Here is a 15,468-nt window from a genome sequence, read left to right as displayed (position 1 = left end):
CCCACGTAAAGCCGAGGCGAGGGGCAACGCCCGAGCCCCGGGGCGAGGCGCACCCGGCACCGAGGAGGACGCGCCGTCCCACCGAGTGCCGCCCGCGGGTAGAGCCGCAAGGCCCAACGCGGACCCACCTCCCACGCGCAGCGGGACGTCCACGCCCGCACCGAGGAAGACGCGCCGCCCCACCGAGTGCCACGGCCGGTGAAGCCCCCGGACCAGGCGCGAGGCCACGCCTCACGCGACGCGGAAGTGAAGTGTGCGCACCCGGATCCCGGCACCCGGCTGCCGGGTCACGAACCGCCGGGGGTGGCGGCGGTCTGCCCGCGGGGCTGCTCCGGGGGCGGCTGGGGCGGGAGGGACGCACGCCGGGCCAACCGCCGTACCGTCTCGACGAGGTGCCCCGGCTCGAACGGTTTGCCCACGTACGCATCGACCCCGCCGGGCCCGCCGGCACCCTCCGGCAGGGACCCGGCGCTGACCATCACGATGCCGACCCCGCGGGTACGCGGATCCGCCCGCAACCGGGCCGCCGTACGTACCCCGTCCAGCCGGGGCATGACCACATCCAGCGTGACCACATCGGGCTGGACACTGTGAACGATCTCCAGGCACTCGGCACCATCAGCCGCGGTCACGACCTCGAAGCCCTCCAGCTCAAGGTTGACCCTGATCAGCTGCCGGATCACCTTGTTGTCATCAACAACAAGTACCCGGCCGGACGCGCCCGCCACACCAGAAAGCCTAGGCGCGCCCCTCGCGATGCGTCCGCGTTTTGCCCATTTCTTCCCCGCCACGGGTGAAACCCCCGCCCCCACCTGCCACTTCACGCAACCCACCCGCCCCGGAACCCGCCCTCACCAGGCCCACCACCCCCTCCCCCAGGCCCCCGCCACCCCCAAAAACCCCGTACACGCCCACCCCCCGCAAGCTGGTAGTGTTCTTCCCGTCGCCCCCACCAGGGGCAACACCAGCCCCCGTAGCTCAGGGGATAGAGCAACGGCCTCCGGAGCCGTGTGCGCAGGTTCGAATCCTGCCGGGGGCACCCTGCATTGGGTGCCAAAAGACCCCGCCATCAGCCACAACGCTGAGTGCGGGGTCTTTCTACGTGCGCGGCCGGATGCGACCGAAGGCAGCGGTTTGCCAGTGATCACGTTGTAATAGCGTGTTGATCTTGGGGCACCTCAGGACAGGTCGGAGCCCTGTTATCCGGCTCGTTCCTCGCGCAAAACCGGCTGCGTCACGTGGGCCGTGCTCCGTACCGTTGTGACATGGACAAGGGACAACGCCTTGACGTGGCCGCAGAGGTTGCCCGCGGGTGCATCAGCAGGACTCTCGATGTACGCGTGGACTCCAATGACACAGGCGGCAAGCAGGGTGCGCACGACCTCATCCTTACGCATGGGGGACGAACAATCGCTGTTGAAGTCAAGCTTGTCGTGGATCCGAGCCACCGGGCGGCCGGGACCAAGTCAAGCCAGCTCGGATACACCCGCCATAAAGGCCTCAGCTACTCATGGATCGTTCAACTCGATCCGGACGTCATATGGAGACCGACACTTGCGCGCCTTCCTGATCTGCTGCCCGAGCTTGAGGAGCGAGGCTATCGCCCCGAATCCGCCCACTTCATGTGGCATCAGGACATAGAAACATACCTGAAACTCCATAGTCTCGGCGTAGATGGCATCTCCTGTATTCCTCCGACAGAGATGCACCCTCCTGGCTACTACGTGCTGCAAGCTTCGTGGGGCGGCGTCGTTCCGGAGGTTGATGGTGCCGTTTCCGCAGCGTGCGACTTGATCGCAAGCCCTAGGATGACGAAGCTTCGCAAGCAACTTTCCGATGCGAAGACGGACGAGCGGCACGCTTTCCTCATCTACGGATGGGAATACTTGGAAGCAGTACCGTTCAGCCAGGAGGGACCACTCCCCACGGTTGAACCGGCCCTTCCACTGGGAATCGATGGAGTCTGGCTGTCCTCAACCGCAACTAGCAGCCCGGCAATTGCTTGGCTACCAGACCGAGGATGGATCAGAGCTGCGCCTATGGATTAGGCAGCAGGCGGCGTCACATCACAGATACAGAAGGACGGCCCATGATTCTGGACCGTCCTACTGCTCCATCTGCGGCGGTTCCGTCACGTTCTAACGTGTGCCGTCGAGCCCTTGCATGATCCGGTCGTTCATCTCGGCTTCCTGGCCGTCGATGCACTTGGCGTAGATCTTGAGCAGCACGTCCACGGAGTGGCCGGCGCGGGCGGCAACCTCCGGTGCGGGGACGCCGGAGTTGAGCCACTGGGAGACGCCCGCGTGTCGCAGGTCGTAGGGCCGGGCTGCCATGACCGAGGTGACCTGTCCGGGGAGGAGAGCCAGCTCGCGCGCCTGCTTCCATACGCGGGAGTACGACGAGGCCGCCACCACGTTGCCGTATTCGCTCTGGAAGAGCCGTCCGTCATCGGCGGTACCGAACTCCTCCAGATGCTCGCGGAGCAGGACCACCAGCGGAGGTGGAATCGGCACGATGCGTACCTCTCCCTCCGCCCGCTGCTTGAGGCCCCGCCGATCATGAAGCTCGCCGCAGTCGGTCCACGCCTTGCCCGCCGTCGGTCGAGTCTCGGCAAGCTCCAATCGACCCCAACCCTTCTCCGGCAGGATGCAGTCCGATCGCCGCAGTCCCAGCGCTTCGCCCGGCCGCACTGCCGCGTAGTACAGGCAGCCGAAGAACGCCCGCAGCCGCCGACCGCTCGCCCGGTCGTACCGTCCGACATAGGTGAGCGCGACCAACAGCTCCCGCGCCTGCGCAGGGTTGACCACAACGCGCCGGTCAACCTCCTGAACCGCCCGCTTGCCCCGCTTACGACGCACCCTGTCCAGCGGATTGGACGGCAGAGCCTCCAACTCCACCGCGTACGCGAGCGCGTTGTAGACCACCGCACGGCGACGCCGGTACGTCTGTGTGGCCGCTGCCTTGCCGTCCAGCTTCCGCCCAAGCGCGTCGATCAGCTCATGCACCCGCGCAACATCCAGGAGTTCCGCGACCGGCAGCGATGCCTTCTCGATCCACTTCACCGCCGCCACGATCTCCTCCGGCCGCTCCCGCACTCGCCGCGGCAGAGGCAGAACATACGAGCGCAGTGCCCGCCGCAACAGCTCCGGAGAGGGCCGGCCACGCCCCGACTTGGCGAGAACCGGCACGACTCCGGCCAGGGCGTCGGTCATGCTGTCGCGGTGCTTGGCCGACGTCTCCGCCCAGCGGTGATCGAGGTACTGCACCGCCAGGTCAAGGAACGTCAGCGCGGCTTTGCCGCCGCGCAGCGAGTCGGGCAGTCCGGACACCGTGTCGAAGGGCTGGCCCTTTTCGACCGCCCGAAGAAGCTTGGCCCGGAAACGGTCAGCAAGCGCGTTGGTCTTGTGCGACTCGCCGAACGTCGCGCCGTCCACCACCCACCGGACCAGGTACGTCGGCTTCTTCGTGGTCCTGTTGACGCTGATCTTCCAGACGGAGACTTTGTACGACTTCACGCCGCTCCCTCCGCCCGCTTGTCCAGCCAGGCGTTCAGCGCGGCCCGCCGGACCCGCAGCTCCCCGTTCGGCAGGCGGATGCAGTCCGGAGCGAGGCCCAGCTCCCGCCATCGGTAGAAGGTCCGCCGGGAGATGCCGCCCAGCTCGTCCAGGACTTCCCGCACGGTGAGCAGTCCGGTCACGCGTTCACGCGCCATGCCGCTCACCGCTCTCCCGCACCGAAGCCGCGACGAGCGCCGCCGCCGGGGAGTAACCCCGCCCGGCGTACCGCCATTGCCCGGCCGTGACGACCAGCCGCTCCCCCAGGCCGAGAGCCGCCCGCTGTTCCTCCGCCCGGTGCTCGGCACGCGCCTCCCGCAACTCCGTGAGCGTGGTGGAATAGCGGCGCGACTTGGTCGAGAAGTGCCCGCCGTAGCCGAGCATGTGCGCCCAGCGGCGAAGCCCCAGCGGTTCGAACTCCGGCAGCCCGCCGAGCCACCAGCACGTGCCGATCATCCGCAACGTGTGCCGCCGAACCGGCAGGACCACCAGCTCCCGGGCATGCCGGATACGTCCGTCGACCGCCCCGGCCGCTTCCGCACCTTTCGTGGCGTACTTGGCGATGTAGCCGGCCACCGCGGCCGAAGTCAGATCCCCGGTGCCGAACTCCGCGACCGGCCGTACGTCCACCTGCGTACCGAACCGCAGCACCCGCCGGCCGACGACCGACGCGCCCGGAGCAGCCAACCGGACCAGGCCAACCGACTCCCGCACGGTGTCGGTGAGAAGTTCGGTCGTCGCCCACCGGGGCGGAGCCGACTCCGGACCCTCCGGACCGTCCAGTCGGATCACCGCATGGAAGTGGACCAGTCCGCGCCGCTGGTACTCGGCGACCTTGGCGTACGACAGCCGAACCGAGCCCGCCAACTCCGTACGGGACAGCCCGATCCTCCGGGCCAACTCCCGCCGCAGCTCCAGCGCGAAACGGTGCCAGAGACGACCCGCGTACGCCTGCCAGAGCACGGCCCCCGCGTAGTCGTAGCACCGCGGGCACAGCGGTTCCCCGAGCCGACGGTCGTCCGCAGGGTGCCGTTCACCGCAGCCGACCGGCACCCCGTGCGGGCACCGCTCCCCTACACGGCGCGGCTGACAGACCCGTACCCGACCGTCCCGCTCCCGCCGACCGTGCACCGGTCCGAACCCCGGAGCGGTCAGCGTGGCGAAGACCCGAGGGTGGCCGATGACGCCCGTCGGGGTCGACTTGCCGCCGACGAGTCCCGCCCGGATGAGTTGATACGTGTCGGCCCGGTACGTTCGCGCGCACGTCGGGCAGACGCTCGCCCGACGGTTCCCGCAGGCGACCAGCAGTCGGCCGCCGTAGCCCAACGAGCCGTGGGCCCAGAGGACTTCACCGCTCACCGAGTCGACCAGGGCAGAGGCCCCGACCAGGTGAACGGGGTTGGTGCAGCCGTTCAGGCCGAGGATGTTGCGGCGCCAAGCGGCGAAGTCCGGCTCCGTCGCCTTGGCGAGTAGCGCGGCCACGTTCTTCGAAGTCGGATTCATCGCCGACCACCGCCGAACGCCTGCCACATGACAGCCGAGATGGCCTCGACGCGGCACTTGGCGCTGAACCTCAGGGTGGGATCGGTCAGCCAGACCGCAGCGGCGTGTGCCGGGCACAGCCGGCGCTCGAAGCCGTCCAGGCCGACGAGGACGACTTGTTCCCGGCCGGCGCAGGTGGGACGTTCCGCTTCGCGTAACTCGCAATCAGGCAGGCGCGATTTGCGCGGTCGGTTAGGGGTGGACACAGTGGAAGTGCTCCTTTCACTGCTCATGTGGCGGATGGAGTGGGCTCCCGGCGGGGTCGGGTTTGGCGACTTCGCGCCCCGCCGGAGCCCTTTGCGCGTACATGCGCGAGGGCGGATCCGGGCATGGCTGTCCCCTTCGTGGTGCGGGGAGAGAGGTTGGTCAGAAGCTCAGTTGGCCGAGAAAGGCACTCAGGCCGGTGAGCACGGCGCGGACGAGCGGTGCTGCTCCGGTGGCCGCGAGCAGGAACCCGAAGGTTCCGCTGAGCACGACGTCCGGCAACCGCAAGTAGCGGATGTGCACGAGGAACCAGATCAGGAGGCCGAGCAGTACGACGGCCGAGACGGACACCAGCACGGCTCCCCCCCTCAAGCGTTGTCGTCGCGATCGAGTCGTTCGATGACGACTGTCGCGGCTGCGGCGTACTTGCCCGTCGCGAACGCGCCCGCGGCATCGCGTAGTTGGGGAAGGTCCGGGGTCAAGTGGGCATATTCCGAGGCGGTCAATTCGGCGTCGGTCTCCGAGACCAGGTGCGAGCGGGCGCGTTCCCAGCCGTCACCGGATGCGAGAACGGCAGTGCCCGCCTGGTCGGGTCGTATCGCCTGTGCGGCTTTGAGGGCGTCGGGGTTGAGATCCCCGAGGGCCATCTCCGCCGTTCCGGGGTCGGCGACGCGATGGCAGACCCGGCCCCCGAGTTGGGCCCGCAGCGCGGTGACTCCCGGGCCGAGGTCCGAGCCGACGCGTTGGCCCGCGACGACCAGGAACACCCCGAGAGCGGAGCCGAGTTGGGCCAGCCGGATGAGGGCGGTGCCGGCCGCGTGTGCTTCGTCCTTCTCGCCTCGGTTGGCGATGAGGAACAGTTCCGCCAACTCGTCGACGATCACGACGACGGGGACGGGCCGTTCGTCGTCCGGCAGGCCCCAGACGTTCCGGACTCGGGCCGTACGGCAGACCGCCATCCGGTCGGTCGTGAGGTCAACGAGCGCCGCCAGCAGGCGAACTGCTTGCGTGCGATTGGTGGCAAGGGCGGAGAGCCGGGGCTCGTAGAGGGAGAGTTCCATACCGCCCTTGCAGTCGATCCCGACCAGGGCGACCGGTTGCGGCGCGAGACCCGCGACGAGAGCATTGATCAGCGTGGACTTACCGGATCGCGTGGCGCCCACGATGAGCCAGTGCGGTATCTGCCGGAGGTCCACCACCCACGGGGCGCCCGTCTCCAGCACGCCCACGGCGACGTTCAGCAGACGGCCGCTCCCCCGCTGCGCCGGTATACGGGGCGCGGCCAGCGGGTCCGCGGCCGAGGCAGCGACCCGTACGTAACCCGGCCGCCAGGGCGTCACCCGTACCGCGTGCACTTGCCACGTCTCGGCCATCGCAGGCGCGGCCTTCGCGAAGTCCTGCGGCACTTGGCCGGGCAGCAGCCGTACGACGATGCCAGCCGAGAACACGCAGCCCAAGTACCGGCAGATCGCCGACTACCTGAGGCGCGGCATCCTGGACGGCACGTTCCCGGCCGGCCAGCCGCTCCCCTCAGAGGAAGCGCTGGCCAAGCAGTTCGGCGTAACGCGCCCCACGGTTCGTCAGGGGTTGACGGAGCTGCGAGCGTCCGGCCTGGTCGAGGCCATCATGGGCCGGGGCACGTTCGCCCGCTCGCCCCATAGCCGCCCAAGCGTGACGCGCCCCCGCGGAGTCCGGCGTAGCAAAGACGGCAACTACGTCGAGGCCGACGGCATCAAGTGGACCGAGGCAGAGGAACCGATCGCCGTCCGCACCGACGCCCCGCTCTCCCTCGCCGACCTTCTCCGCGTCCCGCCCGGCGAACCGCTCTACACCTACGACGCCTTGCAGACCGCCGAACCGGGCCTCCGCCAACTCCACCGCACCTACGTGCCGTTCTCCATCCTCACCGGCACCAAGTACGAAGAAGAAGCACCCCCGCCAGCCCCGCAGCTCTACACGGCCCTGGCCGACCTAGGCCACGAACTCCACTTCACGGAGTACCTACGCCCCCGCATGCCCCTCCCCGACCACGCCCAGGCGCTCCGCCTCCCCGACGGCGTACCCATCCTGACCATCCTCCGTGTCACCCTCAACGAGCACGACAAGCCCCTCGCCCTCGAAGAGTTCCAACTCCCCGGAGACGACCTCGAACTCGCCTACCCCCTCTGACACACGGGCCTCTTGGCTCAAACTTTCTCTACGTCTTCAAGACACCCGGCTCCGCTACCGCTCCGCCGGCCGCGCGTCCGGCGCCCGGCCGCGCCGTCGCTCCTGTCTCCGCCCCGCTCGGCACGGCCCGCGCCGCGCGCGCCCACGAGGGGGAGGCCGGCGGCATGAGGCGAGACCGTACAGTCGAGGTCAAGACGATGCCTCCGGCGGGGGCGCTCCGGCTCCGAGATGGACCAGGCCCGGCCGGCGCCCGCAGGTTCGTCGTGGGTGGGTGCCGGGTGCTCCCATCCCGACTGCCATCGACCCGGGACAAGCCGAGCAGTCGCGGCCCAGGGCGTCAAGGTCGTTCGTACAGTGGCGCGCTCCACCTTGACGCCCTGAACCACGCCCGCTCCACAGGAGTGCGGGCCGACGGCAGACGGGATGGGGGAGTTGATGGGCCACCTGCGGCATGACCGGGGAGGTGCCCTGCACATAGGGCAGAATCTGAGCCATGACTGAGGACGCGGCAACTCCGAGAAGGCACACGCTGCAGGCCATCGAGATGATGACAGCTTGGGCTGAGGGTGGCCAAGGGACGGCGTTCTTGCAAGAGCGAATCAGAGAGCACCTCTTGACAGTCCCTGAAGGGCCAGGAGCTTTGAGCAGTGTTGAGACAGGTTTGACCGAAATGCTCATTGGCGTGACGAACCTCGCGGGCCTGCTCTTGCTGGCACTTCAAGCCAAGACAGGAGCGAGGCCCGAGGAGACTCTGCATGAACTTTCGTTGCGTCTGCAGCGGCCCCGCCCAAGCTCTGAGTCCGGTTCAGGACCAGGTCAGTAGGTGGTAGATGACCGCGCTGGGGGAGTCAGGGCCCCGCTCGCTGCCGGGTCAAGAGTGAACGGATCGGCCGGGGCGAGCCGAAGGCTCAACGATTATCAGCCATAGCTGAGGTGTCCGGGTCGCGCTGCAGCCCATGTAGGTGGCGGCGTATTCCGCCCTTTCAGGCCCAAGTGTCGCGTTGGGCGCCTATGATCTGCGCATGGAGAGACGGACCATCCCGGCGGCAGACGCGCTAGCCCTCGTTGAACGTGAAGAGTCTCATTTTTGGGACCACAAGAGCGTGCGGAGTAAGGGTGCCGTAGTACAGAAGATCGCGGCGGGGCTGGCAAACTCCGATGGCGGTGAGTTCATAGTCGGGATCGAGGATCGAGGCTCGCAGGTTGCGGGGCTGGATCGGTGGCAAGGATATCAGGCAATCGAGGACGCGAACCTGGTCCTGGAGGCCTTAGCTCGAGACTTGAATCCTCCCGCTCCTTATTCTATTGAATATCTCAGCGTCCAAGGGCGCGAGAATCAGGGTATAGCCTGCTTGGTGACTATCCGAAAAAGCGAAAGCGTGCACTACACGGCCGATCAGAAAGTGTACGTGCGCCGAGGCGCAGCCACCATGGCTATCAGTGGGCAGGCCGTGACGGACCTTACGCTGGCGAAGGGGGCGCGTAGCTACGAGGACCAACTCCTTGCTGACTACTATAAGGAGGACTTGGTCGAAGAAGAAGAGCTTGCATTCTTCCTTCGATCCTTCAGCCCGGCAACGTCGCCCGACGATTTCGTGCGCAAGCAAAGGCTGATCGATCGCTCAAGTGGAGCGGTTCGAGTGTCAGCCGGAATCCTATACGCGGAGGCTCCGCCGGCCGTAGTTCCAAAGCGTTGTGCGGTAAAGGTCGCACGTTACAACACGAAAGAGAAGGAGCCGCGGCGCGAGCACTTGGGCGGTACGCCGCTTACGATCGAAGGTCCTGCCCGCGCGGTAATCAACCAGACCATTGCTGAAGTTACAGCTCTTATCGAATCGGTGTCAGTGTTGATGCCGAGTGGTGAGATGGCTCCTGTCCAGTACCCGCCCGAGGTCCTGAAAGAGACTATCGTAAACGCCGTTATTCATCGTGACTACAACGTGTCCGATGATATTCTCGTGTACGTTTTCGATAATCGGGTCGAGGTTCGCAGTCCAGGAACCCTGCCGGGGAATATGACGCTCGATAATCTGCTTTCTGAGCGCTTCTCTCGCAATCCAACAATCGTTCGCTTGCTCAATAAATACCCAGATCCCCCCAATAAGGATATTGGCGAAGGGCTGCGTACGGTTGTGGCGAAGATGGCCGAAGCTCGACTGCAGGCTCCGGAATTCGCGCTTGAAGGTAACTACTTCGTGGTCAACCTCGGCCACACGCCTTTGGCTCGACCGCATGAGATCGTCATGGAATTCCTTGATTCGCACGACGAGATTACCAATTCCATAGGGAGAAGCCTCACTGGGATCTCATCCGAGAATAGCATGAAGGATGTGTTCTACGCCCTTCGCAATGTGGGCAAGATTGAAATGGTCCCAGGGAAACGGGGAAACAGGTCTGCGTGGCGAAAAGTCCTAGCGGCGGACTCTGAGAGCGGAAATGCTCCGCCCGAGGTGGCGGAGCGGTCTTCAGCACCCGCCGAGGCGTCCTTGGAGTCAGAACTTCTGTCTCCGGGTGATTTGCGGTCCCGCCAGCACGTCAAGCGCTTCAGAAGCAAGAGGTTGCGGACCACGGCGGCGAGGAATCAACCCTGCCATTGCGGAAGTGGGGCGAAGTTCAAGCGCTGCCACGGGCAAGCTGGGCGTGCGTAATCGAAGTCACGTGCCGTGGGACCACTTTGGGACCACACGGTATGCCTGCAGCTGAACAACCCCAGCTCATGCGAGCGACTGAACGTGCCCCCGAACGACTCTGACCTGCGAAAAGCCCTGAACCGATGAGCTGGGGGTCAAGTGGGCTTGATTTCGCTCCACCGCTCTCCGCACGCGGCTACTCACGCTCGAACGTATGAGGAGAGGACTCACCGACCAGGATCTTGTGTGCGTGGAGTGCCGGGACCCAGGCCGGCCAGCGTGCGGACGGGGGACCTTTCCACTGGACATCCTGCTGTGTGACTGGTGTTGGAATGGGTCAGCCAAAGAGCTGGCGGAGATCGACGAAGCCACCGACCCGCCAACGCCCGAGCAGGACCCATATGACGTCGAGTGGATCGATCCCAAGGGCTGCCCCAAGTGCGACATGGAGGTACGCACGATGCGCACCGACTACGACCCGTGGGTGAAGCTGTCCACGGCGCCAGCGCGGGCAAAGGAAGTGCCTCGGCGCTACCGGTGGCGCATCGCGACGAAGACCGCCCGGCAGTCGACCTAATCCCGTCGCCATTATCGCGGTGCGTGTGAGCGGGCTCGAACCCCTGCCAGACGACATGGTGATCCCCGCACGCACCGTCGAGTGCCAGCACCCGACAGCCCGAGCCAAGGTCGAGGAAGCCTGGCGGGCGGACCGCGCCGGCAGACGTGGTCGCCGCTCTCCGTCGAGGAGTACGGGGACGACGAGGCCTGATACGTCAGCCATCGCGTGGCTACGCTGGCGCCATGGACCCCAGCCAGGAACCCACCGGCCGCCTGTCGGACGAAGAGTTCCGTCAGTTCCTCAGCATGCTCCGGCGCTACCTGCACCACGACTTGGACCAGTGGGAACTCCTCGTGACCCAAAGCGAGTATGGCCCGCTCTACGCAGTCTTCGCGAACAAGCTCCCGGAGGGCTGGCCCGAGGACATGTTCAGACCGTTCTAGTCCGCCGGACAGCCCGTGCCCCGCGTGCCCGTCTGAGGGACAAACGAGGTGGAAACGGGGAAAGCCTCCAAGACGCTGTACGGGGCCGTACGAGGTAACCACGGGGCCGCCGCGCTCGTCTTCCGAAGTAGGCACATCCTCCACAAGGAGGCGGCGAAGCAGACAGCATGGTCCGCCCCCGAGTCCCGACCTTTACAGTGCTCGCGACGTCATACAGGAATTCCCACTGGTCAGCGCGGCTTCGCCCCCGCTTCTGACCGGCGTCCTTCTAGCGTCTGGTGCACAACCTGGTCGTATCCCATGCGGCTGAGGACGCTGGCCCCGAGATTGGGGTCTTGAAGGCCGATCAAGCGTCGCCTGTAGGGCGCCATGTCGGGACCTCGATAGTCGAGGCTGAGCGAGCCCTTCAAGATCGCGTCAGTGATGGACACGACCACTTGCAGGAAGTGGTCATAATTCGCGGCCGTGGACTCAATCCCGGGGCCGACGTAAAGCCATCCAGCAAGCAGGGGCTCCAGGTATGCCTCCATGTCGTGCAGGTCAGTTGGCGTGTACGTAGAGACGAAGCGCGCGAAATCGTCGCGGCTCAACTCGATGTGGCCATCTACGGCAACAGCGGCTTTGGGGTGAAGCATGGTCACGGTGGCCTCTCGTTGATCAGTGGAATCTGTCGCGCGTTGATCTCTCGGCGGCTCAACTCGTGCGCGCTTCCGGCCGAGGTGGCCTTCTCTGCGCGGCCTGCCCCTTACCGTCCGCCGCCCGGTCCGGGCTGCGGCGCTGGGGCGCCGGTCCCGGCCCGGCGGCAGAACCGAGCACCGCGGATGCCGGCGGAAAACCGGTCAAGGTGAACCTCATCAGGCAGCCGGGGAGTCCGGCTCCTCGTCCACCGGCTGCTTCCCCGCCATCTCCATCGCCAGCCCCGCCGTGAGGAGCCGCGCAAGGATCTCCGCTGCCTCCGGCCGGACCGCGCCGAGGTGAACGATGCCGTCTCCGAACACGTTCACATCCGGCCGGAGGCACGGGAAATCGGCGTCCAGGCCGAGAATGAACAGTCCCTCCGCCAACGCCTCAGCGCCCCGCCTGGCATGCGCCCAGCCCCGGACGTACGGGACGCCAGGGCTTAGTCGCTGTTGTCGTTCCGGTCTTGAGGGATGTGCGTCGAACGGGAGTCCCGATTGGGTGGTCTCGGAGGCTTGGGCGCATAGAGGTGGGGCCTCCTGAACAGCTCGTTGGTGTCGAATCACCGAGCAACACCAGGAGGCCCCGGTGCCGCAGTGTTCCGTCTCGACGGCAGCACAGTCCAGTTGGGTCGCCCGGGAGTGTGACTGTCTGGCGCACCGGTTCGGAAACGCCGCCGACAACGGGACGCGGCAGCGGTGTTATCCGTCGGACATGACGGACGCGGAGTGGGCTGCTGTCCGGCCGCTGCTGCCGGTACCGGGCTGGATGCGGGGCCGGGGCGGGCAGCCGGAGGCTTATTGCCACCGGGCGATACTGGACGCGGTCCGCTATCTGGTCGACAACGGAATCAAGTGGCGGGCGATGCCGGCTGATTTCCCGCCGTGGGACCGTGTGTATGCGTTCTTCCGCCGCTGGCGCGACCGCGCCCTGGTCAAGGAGTTCCACGACCGGCTCCGCGCGCAGGTCCGCACCCGTGCGGGCCGGGACACCGAGCCGACAGCCGGGGTGATCGACTCGCAGTCCGTCAAGGCCGACGCCATGGTCGGATCGGACAGCCGCGGCTTCGACGGCGGCAAGCTCATCAACGGCCGGAAAAGGCACCTGGTGGTCGACACGCTCGGCCTGCTCCTGGGCGTGATGGTCACCGCCGCGGATGTCGGTGACCGCACCGCCGCTCGGGTCCTGCTCCAGCGGGTGGCCGAAGCGCACCACCGTCTGGCCCTGGTCTGGGCTGATGGCGGCTACACCGGCAGCCTCGTCAAGCACTGCCTGGCCGCACTCGCTCTCGTCCTGAAGATCGTCAAACGCAGCGACGACCGCAAGGGATTCGTGGTGCTGCCCAAACGGTGGATCGTCGAGCGCACCAACGCCTGGCTGATGCGCACCCGCCGCCTGGCCCGTGACTACGAACGCCGCACCACCAGCGCCGAGGCGATGGTCTACTGGTCGATGACCCTGCTCATGACGCGCCGCCTGGCCCGGCCACACCCGCAGCGAGCGTGAACCGGCCCGAACCGGGCTCGGTCAGCCAGCCACGTGCGACCAGGCGTTTCGCCTTCGACCGCAACCCCTCCACCCGCGCCGGCACCATGTCCATCCCGAACACCGCGGCCATCTCCTGGCAGGTCAGCGGCCCTTGATGGAGCCGGGACCGGTCCGCGAGGAGCTGCACGATGCGCTGATAGTCCACCGACAGCACCGACCAGCCACAGCCCTCACGCCACACCGGCACCTGCGATCTCGGCTTCACCGCATCCGACCGCACGGACGGCACGTGCTCGCCCAGCAGATCCGGGGTGGTCTTCGTGGCGATGGTGCCCGCGCTGTCCGGTGCCAGCACCGTATCGACGCGCCTGCGGGCGATCGTCCACTCCTGCCATTCCAGCTCGGCCGCGGCCAGCTGGGCCTGGATCCGGTCGGCCTCCTCCCGCAGCCCGTCAACACGACGGCGAGCAGCGAGCTCGTGCTCTTCCAGCAGTCCGACAACCGACGGCATCCCGGCCTCCCCAGCGAGTGACAACCCGACAGACCACCACTCCCACGAAATCACCGGCCCTACGCCTGACCAGCGAAAACGCCGCCCTCAAGTTCGGAACGACAACAGCGACTTAGCCTTCGCGTTTCGTTTGCGGTTGCGTCCGGATCTTGAGCGGGAACGCGAAAGTGCCTTCTGAGCTGGGATGATGAGGCTTGTCTAGGGCTTCTGTCACCACAGCAGGAAGGCACTTTCTGCGTGCACACTACCGGGTCACGTCCCAAGCTGGTCGTGTCGGCCGACGGTCACGGGGTGGTCAGCCACGCGGGTTCCCGGCTTTTGGCCGACCTCGCTGATGCCACCGGCCTGACAGCGGCCTTCACCGACACACTGCGCCGGCTTCGTCCGCGTGGCACCGGGCACGATCCGGGCAGGATCGCGGTCGATGTGGCGGTGATGCTCGCCGACGGCGGCGAGGCCATCAGCGACCTGGCCCTACTGCGTGACCAGGCCCCCGTGTTCGGCCCGGTCGCCTCCACCGCGACTGCCTGGCGTCTGCTGGCCGGCCTTGATCCGGCCGCACTCGCCGGACTGCGCCGGTCCAGGGCCGCGGCCCGGGACCTCGCCTGGCTGCAGGCCGCCGAGACCCGAGAAGGCATACCGTCGGCCCGTGCCGGCGGCCGGGACCTGCCCGGCCTGGTCCTGGACATCGACGCCACCCTGGTGACCTGCCACTCCGACAAGGAGGAGGCGGCGCCCACCTACAAACGCGGGTTCGGCTACCACCCTCTGCTGTGCTTCCTGGACAACACCGGCGAGGCCCTGGCCGGCGTGCTGCGGCCGGGCAACGCGGGCGCGAACACCGCAACCGACCACATCACCGTCCTGGATGGGGCACTGGCCCAGATCCCCGACGCCCACCGCCACGGCACCCCGATCCTGGTCCGCACCGACAGCGCCGGCGGCGCGAAAACCTTCCTCGCCCACCTGCGTTCCCTGCGGGACCGGGGCATCCGCACGTCGTTCTCCGTCGGATACGCAGTCACCGAACCGGTCCGCCGGGCGGTCCGTGCCCTGCCCGACCGGTTCTGGCATCCGGCTCTGGAGCAGGACGGCACCTTGCGGGCCGGCGCCGAGGTCGCCGAGCTGACCGGCATGCTCGACCTGGCCGGACACCCCGACGGCACCCGGATCATCGTCCGACGCGAACGCCCCCACCCGGGCGCGCAGTTGTCGCTGTCCGACCTCGACGAGGGCATGCGCCACCAGGCGTTCATCACCGACACTCCCGTCGGTGAAGGCTCGCTGCAGTTCCTGGAGGTCCGCCACCGCGGGCATGCCCGCGTCGAGGACCGCATCCGATGCGGCAAGACCACCGGCTTCGGCCGCTTCCCCTCCCGCCACTTCGCCATCAACCAAGCGTGGCTGGAGCTGGCACTGACCGCCATCGACCTGCTCGCATGGACCCAGACCCTCCTGCTGGACGGCGAACTGGCCACCGCCGAGCCGAAGAAACTCCGCTACCGCCTGCTGCACGCAGCCGCCCGCCTCACCCGTGGCGGGCGACGCCTCCACCTGCGGATCGCCGCCACCTGGCCCTGGCGCCACGAGCTGACCACAGCATTCACCCGTCTCGCGGCCCTACCCAGACCAGCCACCTGAGCCAACGACCAGTCGCTGTCCGCCCACGACCCGAGGAGCCCTGGAGCAC

16 protein-coding genes and 1 tRNA gene are annotated in these 15,468 nt (G+C 67.2%); 7 read left to right on the top strand and 10 right to left on the bottom strand.

Annotated elements, in window-relative coordinates:
- Positions 1–287: 287 nt before the first annotated feature.
- The gene (locus tag OG552_RS25265; protein WP_329136635.1) at positions 288–728 is read right to left on the bottom strand and encodes a response regulator; all 441 of its coding nucleotides are present in this window, start codon (positions 726–728) and stop codon (positions 288–290) included.
- 239 nt (positions 729–967) lie between these two features.
- Between OG552_RS25265 and OG552_RS25260 the strand changes: the two genes are divergently transcribed.
- Both OG552_RS25260 and OG552_RS25255 read left to right on the top strand, forming a co-directional pair.
- Positions 968–1,039: transfer RNA gene (locus OG552_RS25260), tRNA-Arg, on the top strand.
- A gap of 226 nt (positions 1,040–1,265) precedes the next feature.
- Positions 1,266–2,048: a hypothetical protein gene (locus tag OG552_RS25255; RefSeq protein WP_329136633.1), complete on the top strand. Its 783-nt coding sequence runs from the start codon at positions 1,266–1,268 to the stop codon at positions 2,046–2,048.
- Positions 2,049–2,138: 90 nt separating this feature from the next.
- On the opposite strand, the gene OG552_RS25250 is transcribed toward OG552_RS25255, so the two are convergent.
- From OG552_RS25250 to OG552_RS25225, 6 genes are all read right to left on the bottom strand, one after another.
- A complete protein-coding gene (locus tag OG552_RS25250) occupies positions 2,139–3,515 on the bottom strand; it encodes a tyrosine-type recombinase/integrase (protein WP_329136631.1) in 1,377 nt (458 codons plus the stop codon).
- Positions 3,512–3,712 carry a helix-turn-helix transcriptional regulator gene (locus OG552_RS25245; protein ID WP_329136629.1) on the bottom strand — a complete coding sequence of 67 codons (201 nt, stop codon included), beginning with the start codon at positions 3,710–3,712 and terminating at the stop codon, positions 3,512–3,514. Before OG552_RS25245 ends, OG552_RS25250 begins: the two co-directional genes overlap by 4 nt.
- Positions 3,702–5,057, bottom strand: a complete 1,356-nt coding sequence (locus tag OG552_RS25240; RefSeq protein ID WP_329136627.1) for a replication initiator — start codon at positions 5,055–5,057, stop codon at positions 3,702–3,704. The genes OG552_RS25245 and OG552_RS25240 overlap by 11 nt, the downstream gene beginning before the upstream one ends.
- Complete coding sequence (locus OG552_RS25235; RefSeq protein ID WP_329136624.1) at positions 5,054–5,302, bottom strand: hypothetical protein; 249 nt, start codon at positions 5,300–5,302, stop codon at positions 5,054–5,056. The genes OG552_RS25240 and OG552_RS25235 overlap by 4 nt, the downstream gene beginning before the upstream one ends.
- A gap of 160 nt (positions 5,303–5,462) precedes the next feature.
- Entirely contained in the window at positions 5,463–5,657 is a 195-nt protein-coding gene (locus OG552_RS25230) for a hypothetical protein (RefSeq protein WP_329136622.1), read from the bottom strand.
- 11 nt (positions 5,658–5,668) lie between these two features.
- Positions 5,669–6,748, bottom strand: a complete 1,080-nt coding sequence (locus tag OG552_RS25225; RefSeq protein ID WP_329136620.1) for an FtsK/SpoIIIE domain-containing protein — start codon at positions 6,746–6,748, stop codon at positions 5,669–5,671.
- Here OG552_RS25225 and OG552_RS25220 point away from each other — a divergent pair.
- The 3 genes from OG552_RS25220 to OG552_RS25210 all read left to right on the top strand — a co-directional run bounded on the left by OG552_RS25220 (position 6,732) and on the right by OG552_RS25210 (position 11,101).
- Complete coding sequence (locus tag OG552_RS25220) at positions 6,732–7,469, top strand: GntR family transcriptional regulator (RefSeq protein ID WP_329136618.1); 738 nt, start codon at positions 6,732–6,734, stop codon at positions 7,467–7,469. The genes OG552_RS25225 and OG552_RS25220 overlap by 17 nt on opposite strands.
- 1,022 nt (positions 7,470–8,491) lie before the next feature.
- Complete coding sequence (locus OG552_RS25215; protein ID WP_329136616.1) at positions 8,492–10,117, top strand: ATP-binding protein; 1,626 nt, start codon at positions 8,492–8,494, stop codon at positions 10,115–10,117.
- Between the two features lie 783 nt (positions 10,118–10,900).
- Entirely contained in the window at positions 10,901–11,101 is a 201-nt protein-coding gene (locus OG552_RS25210; RefSeq protein WP_329136615.1) for a hypothetical protein, read from the top strand.
- A 230-nt stretch (positions 11,102–11,331) separates the two neighbouring features.
- Here OG552_RS25210 and OG552_RS25205 read toward each other — a convergent pair whose 3' ends face one another.
- Complete coding sequence (locus OG552_RS25205) at positions 11,332–11,742, bottom strand: hypothetical protein (RefSeq protein ID WP_329136612.1); 411 nt, start codon at positions 11,740–11,742, stop codon at positions 11,332–11,334.
- A gap of 213 nt (positions 11,743–11,955) precedes the next feature.
- A complete protein-coding gene (locus tag OG552_RS25200) occupies positions 11,956–12,105 on the bottom strand; it encodes a hypothetical protein (protein WP_329136610.1) in 150 nt (49 codons plus the stop codon).
- A 388-nt stretch (positions 12,106–12,493) separates the two neighbouring features.
- On the opposite strand from OG552_RS25200, the gene OG552_RS25195 reads away from it, so the two are divergent.
- Positions 12,494–13,285: an IS5 family transposase gene (locus tag OG552_RS25195; RefSeq protein WP_329133479.1), complete on the top strand. Its 792-nt coding sequence runs from the start codon at positions 12,494–12,496 to the stop codon at positions 13,283–13,285.
- Here the strand turns inward: OG552_RS25195 and OG552_RS25190 are convergent.
- A complete protein-coding gene (locus tag OG552_RS25190) occupies positions 13,242–13,778 on the bottom strand; it encodes a hypothetical protein (RefSeq protein ID WP_329133477.1) in 537 nt (178 codons plus the stop codon). The genes OG552_RS25195 and OG552_RS25190 overlap by 44 nt on opposite strands.
- A 237-nt stretch (positions 13,779–14,015) precedes the next feature.
- On the opposite strand from OG552_RS25190, the gene OG552_RS25185 reads away from it, so the two are divergent.
- Entirely contained in the window at positions 14,016–15,419 is a 1,404-nt protein-coding gene (locus OG552_RS25185) for an IS1380 family transposase (RefSeq protein ID WP_443071031.1), read from the top strand.
- The last annotated feature ends 49 nt before the right edge of the window (positions 15,420–15,468 follow it).

Source organism: Streptomyces sp. NBC_01476, assembly GCF_036227265.1.
GTDB lineage: Bacteria > Actinomycetota > Actinomycetes > Streptomycetales > Streptomycetaceae > Actinacidiphila.
This window is presented reverse-complemented; position numbering and strand designations above follow the sequence as displayed.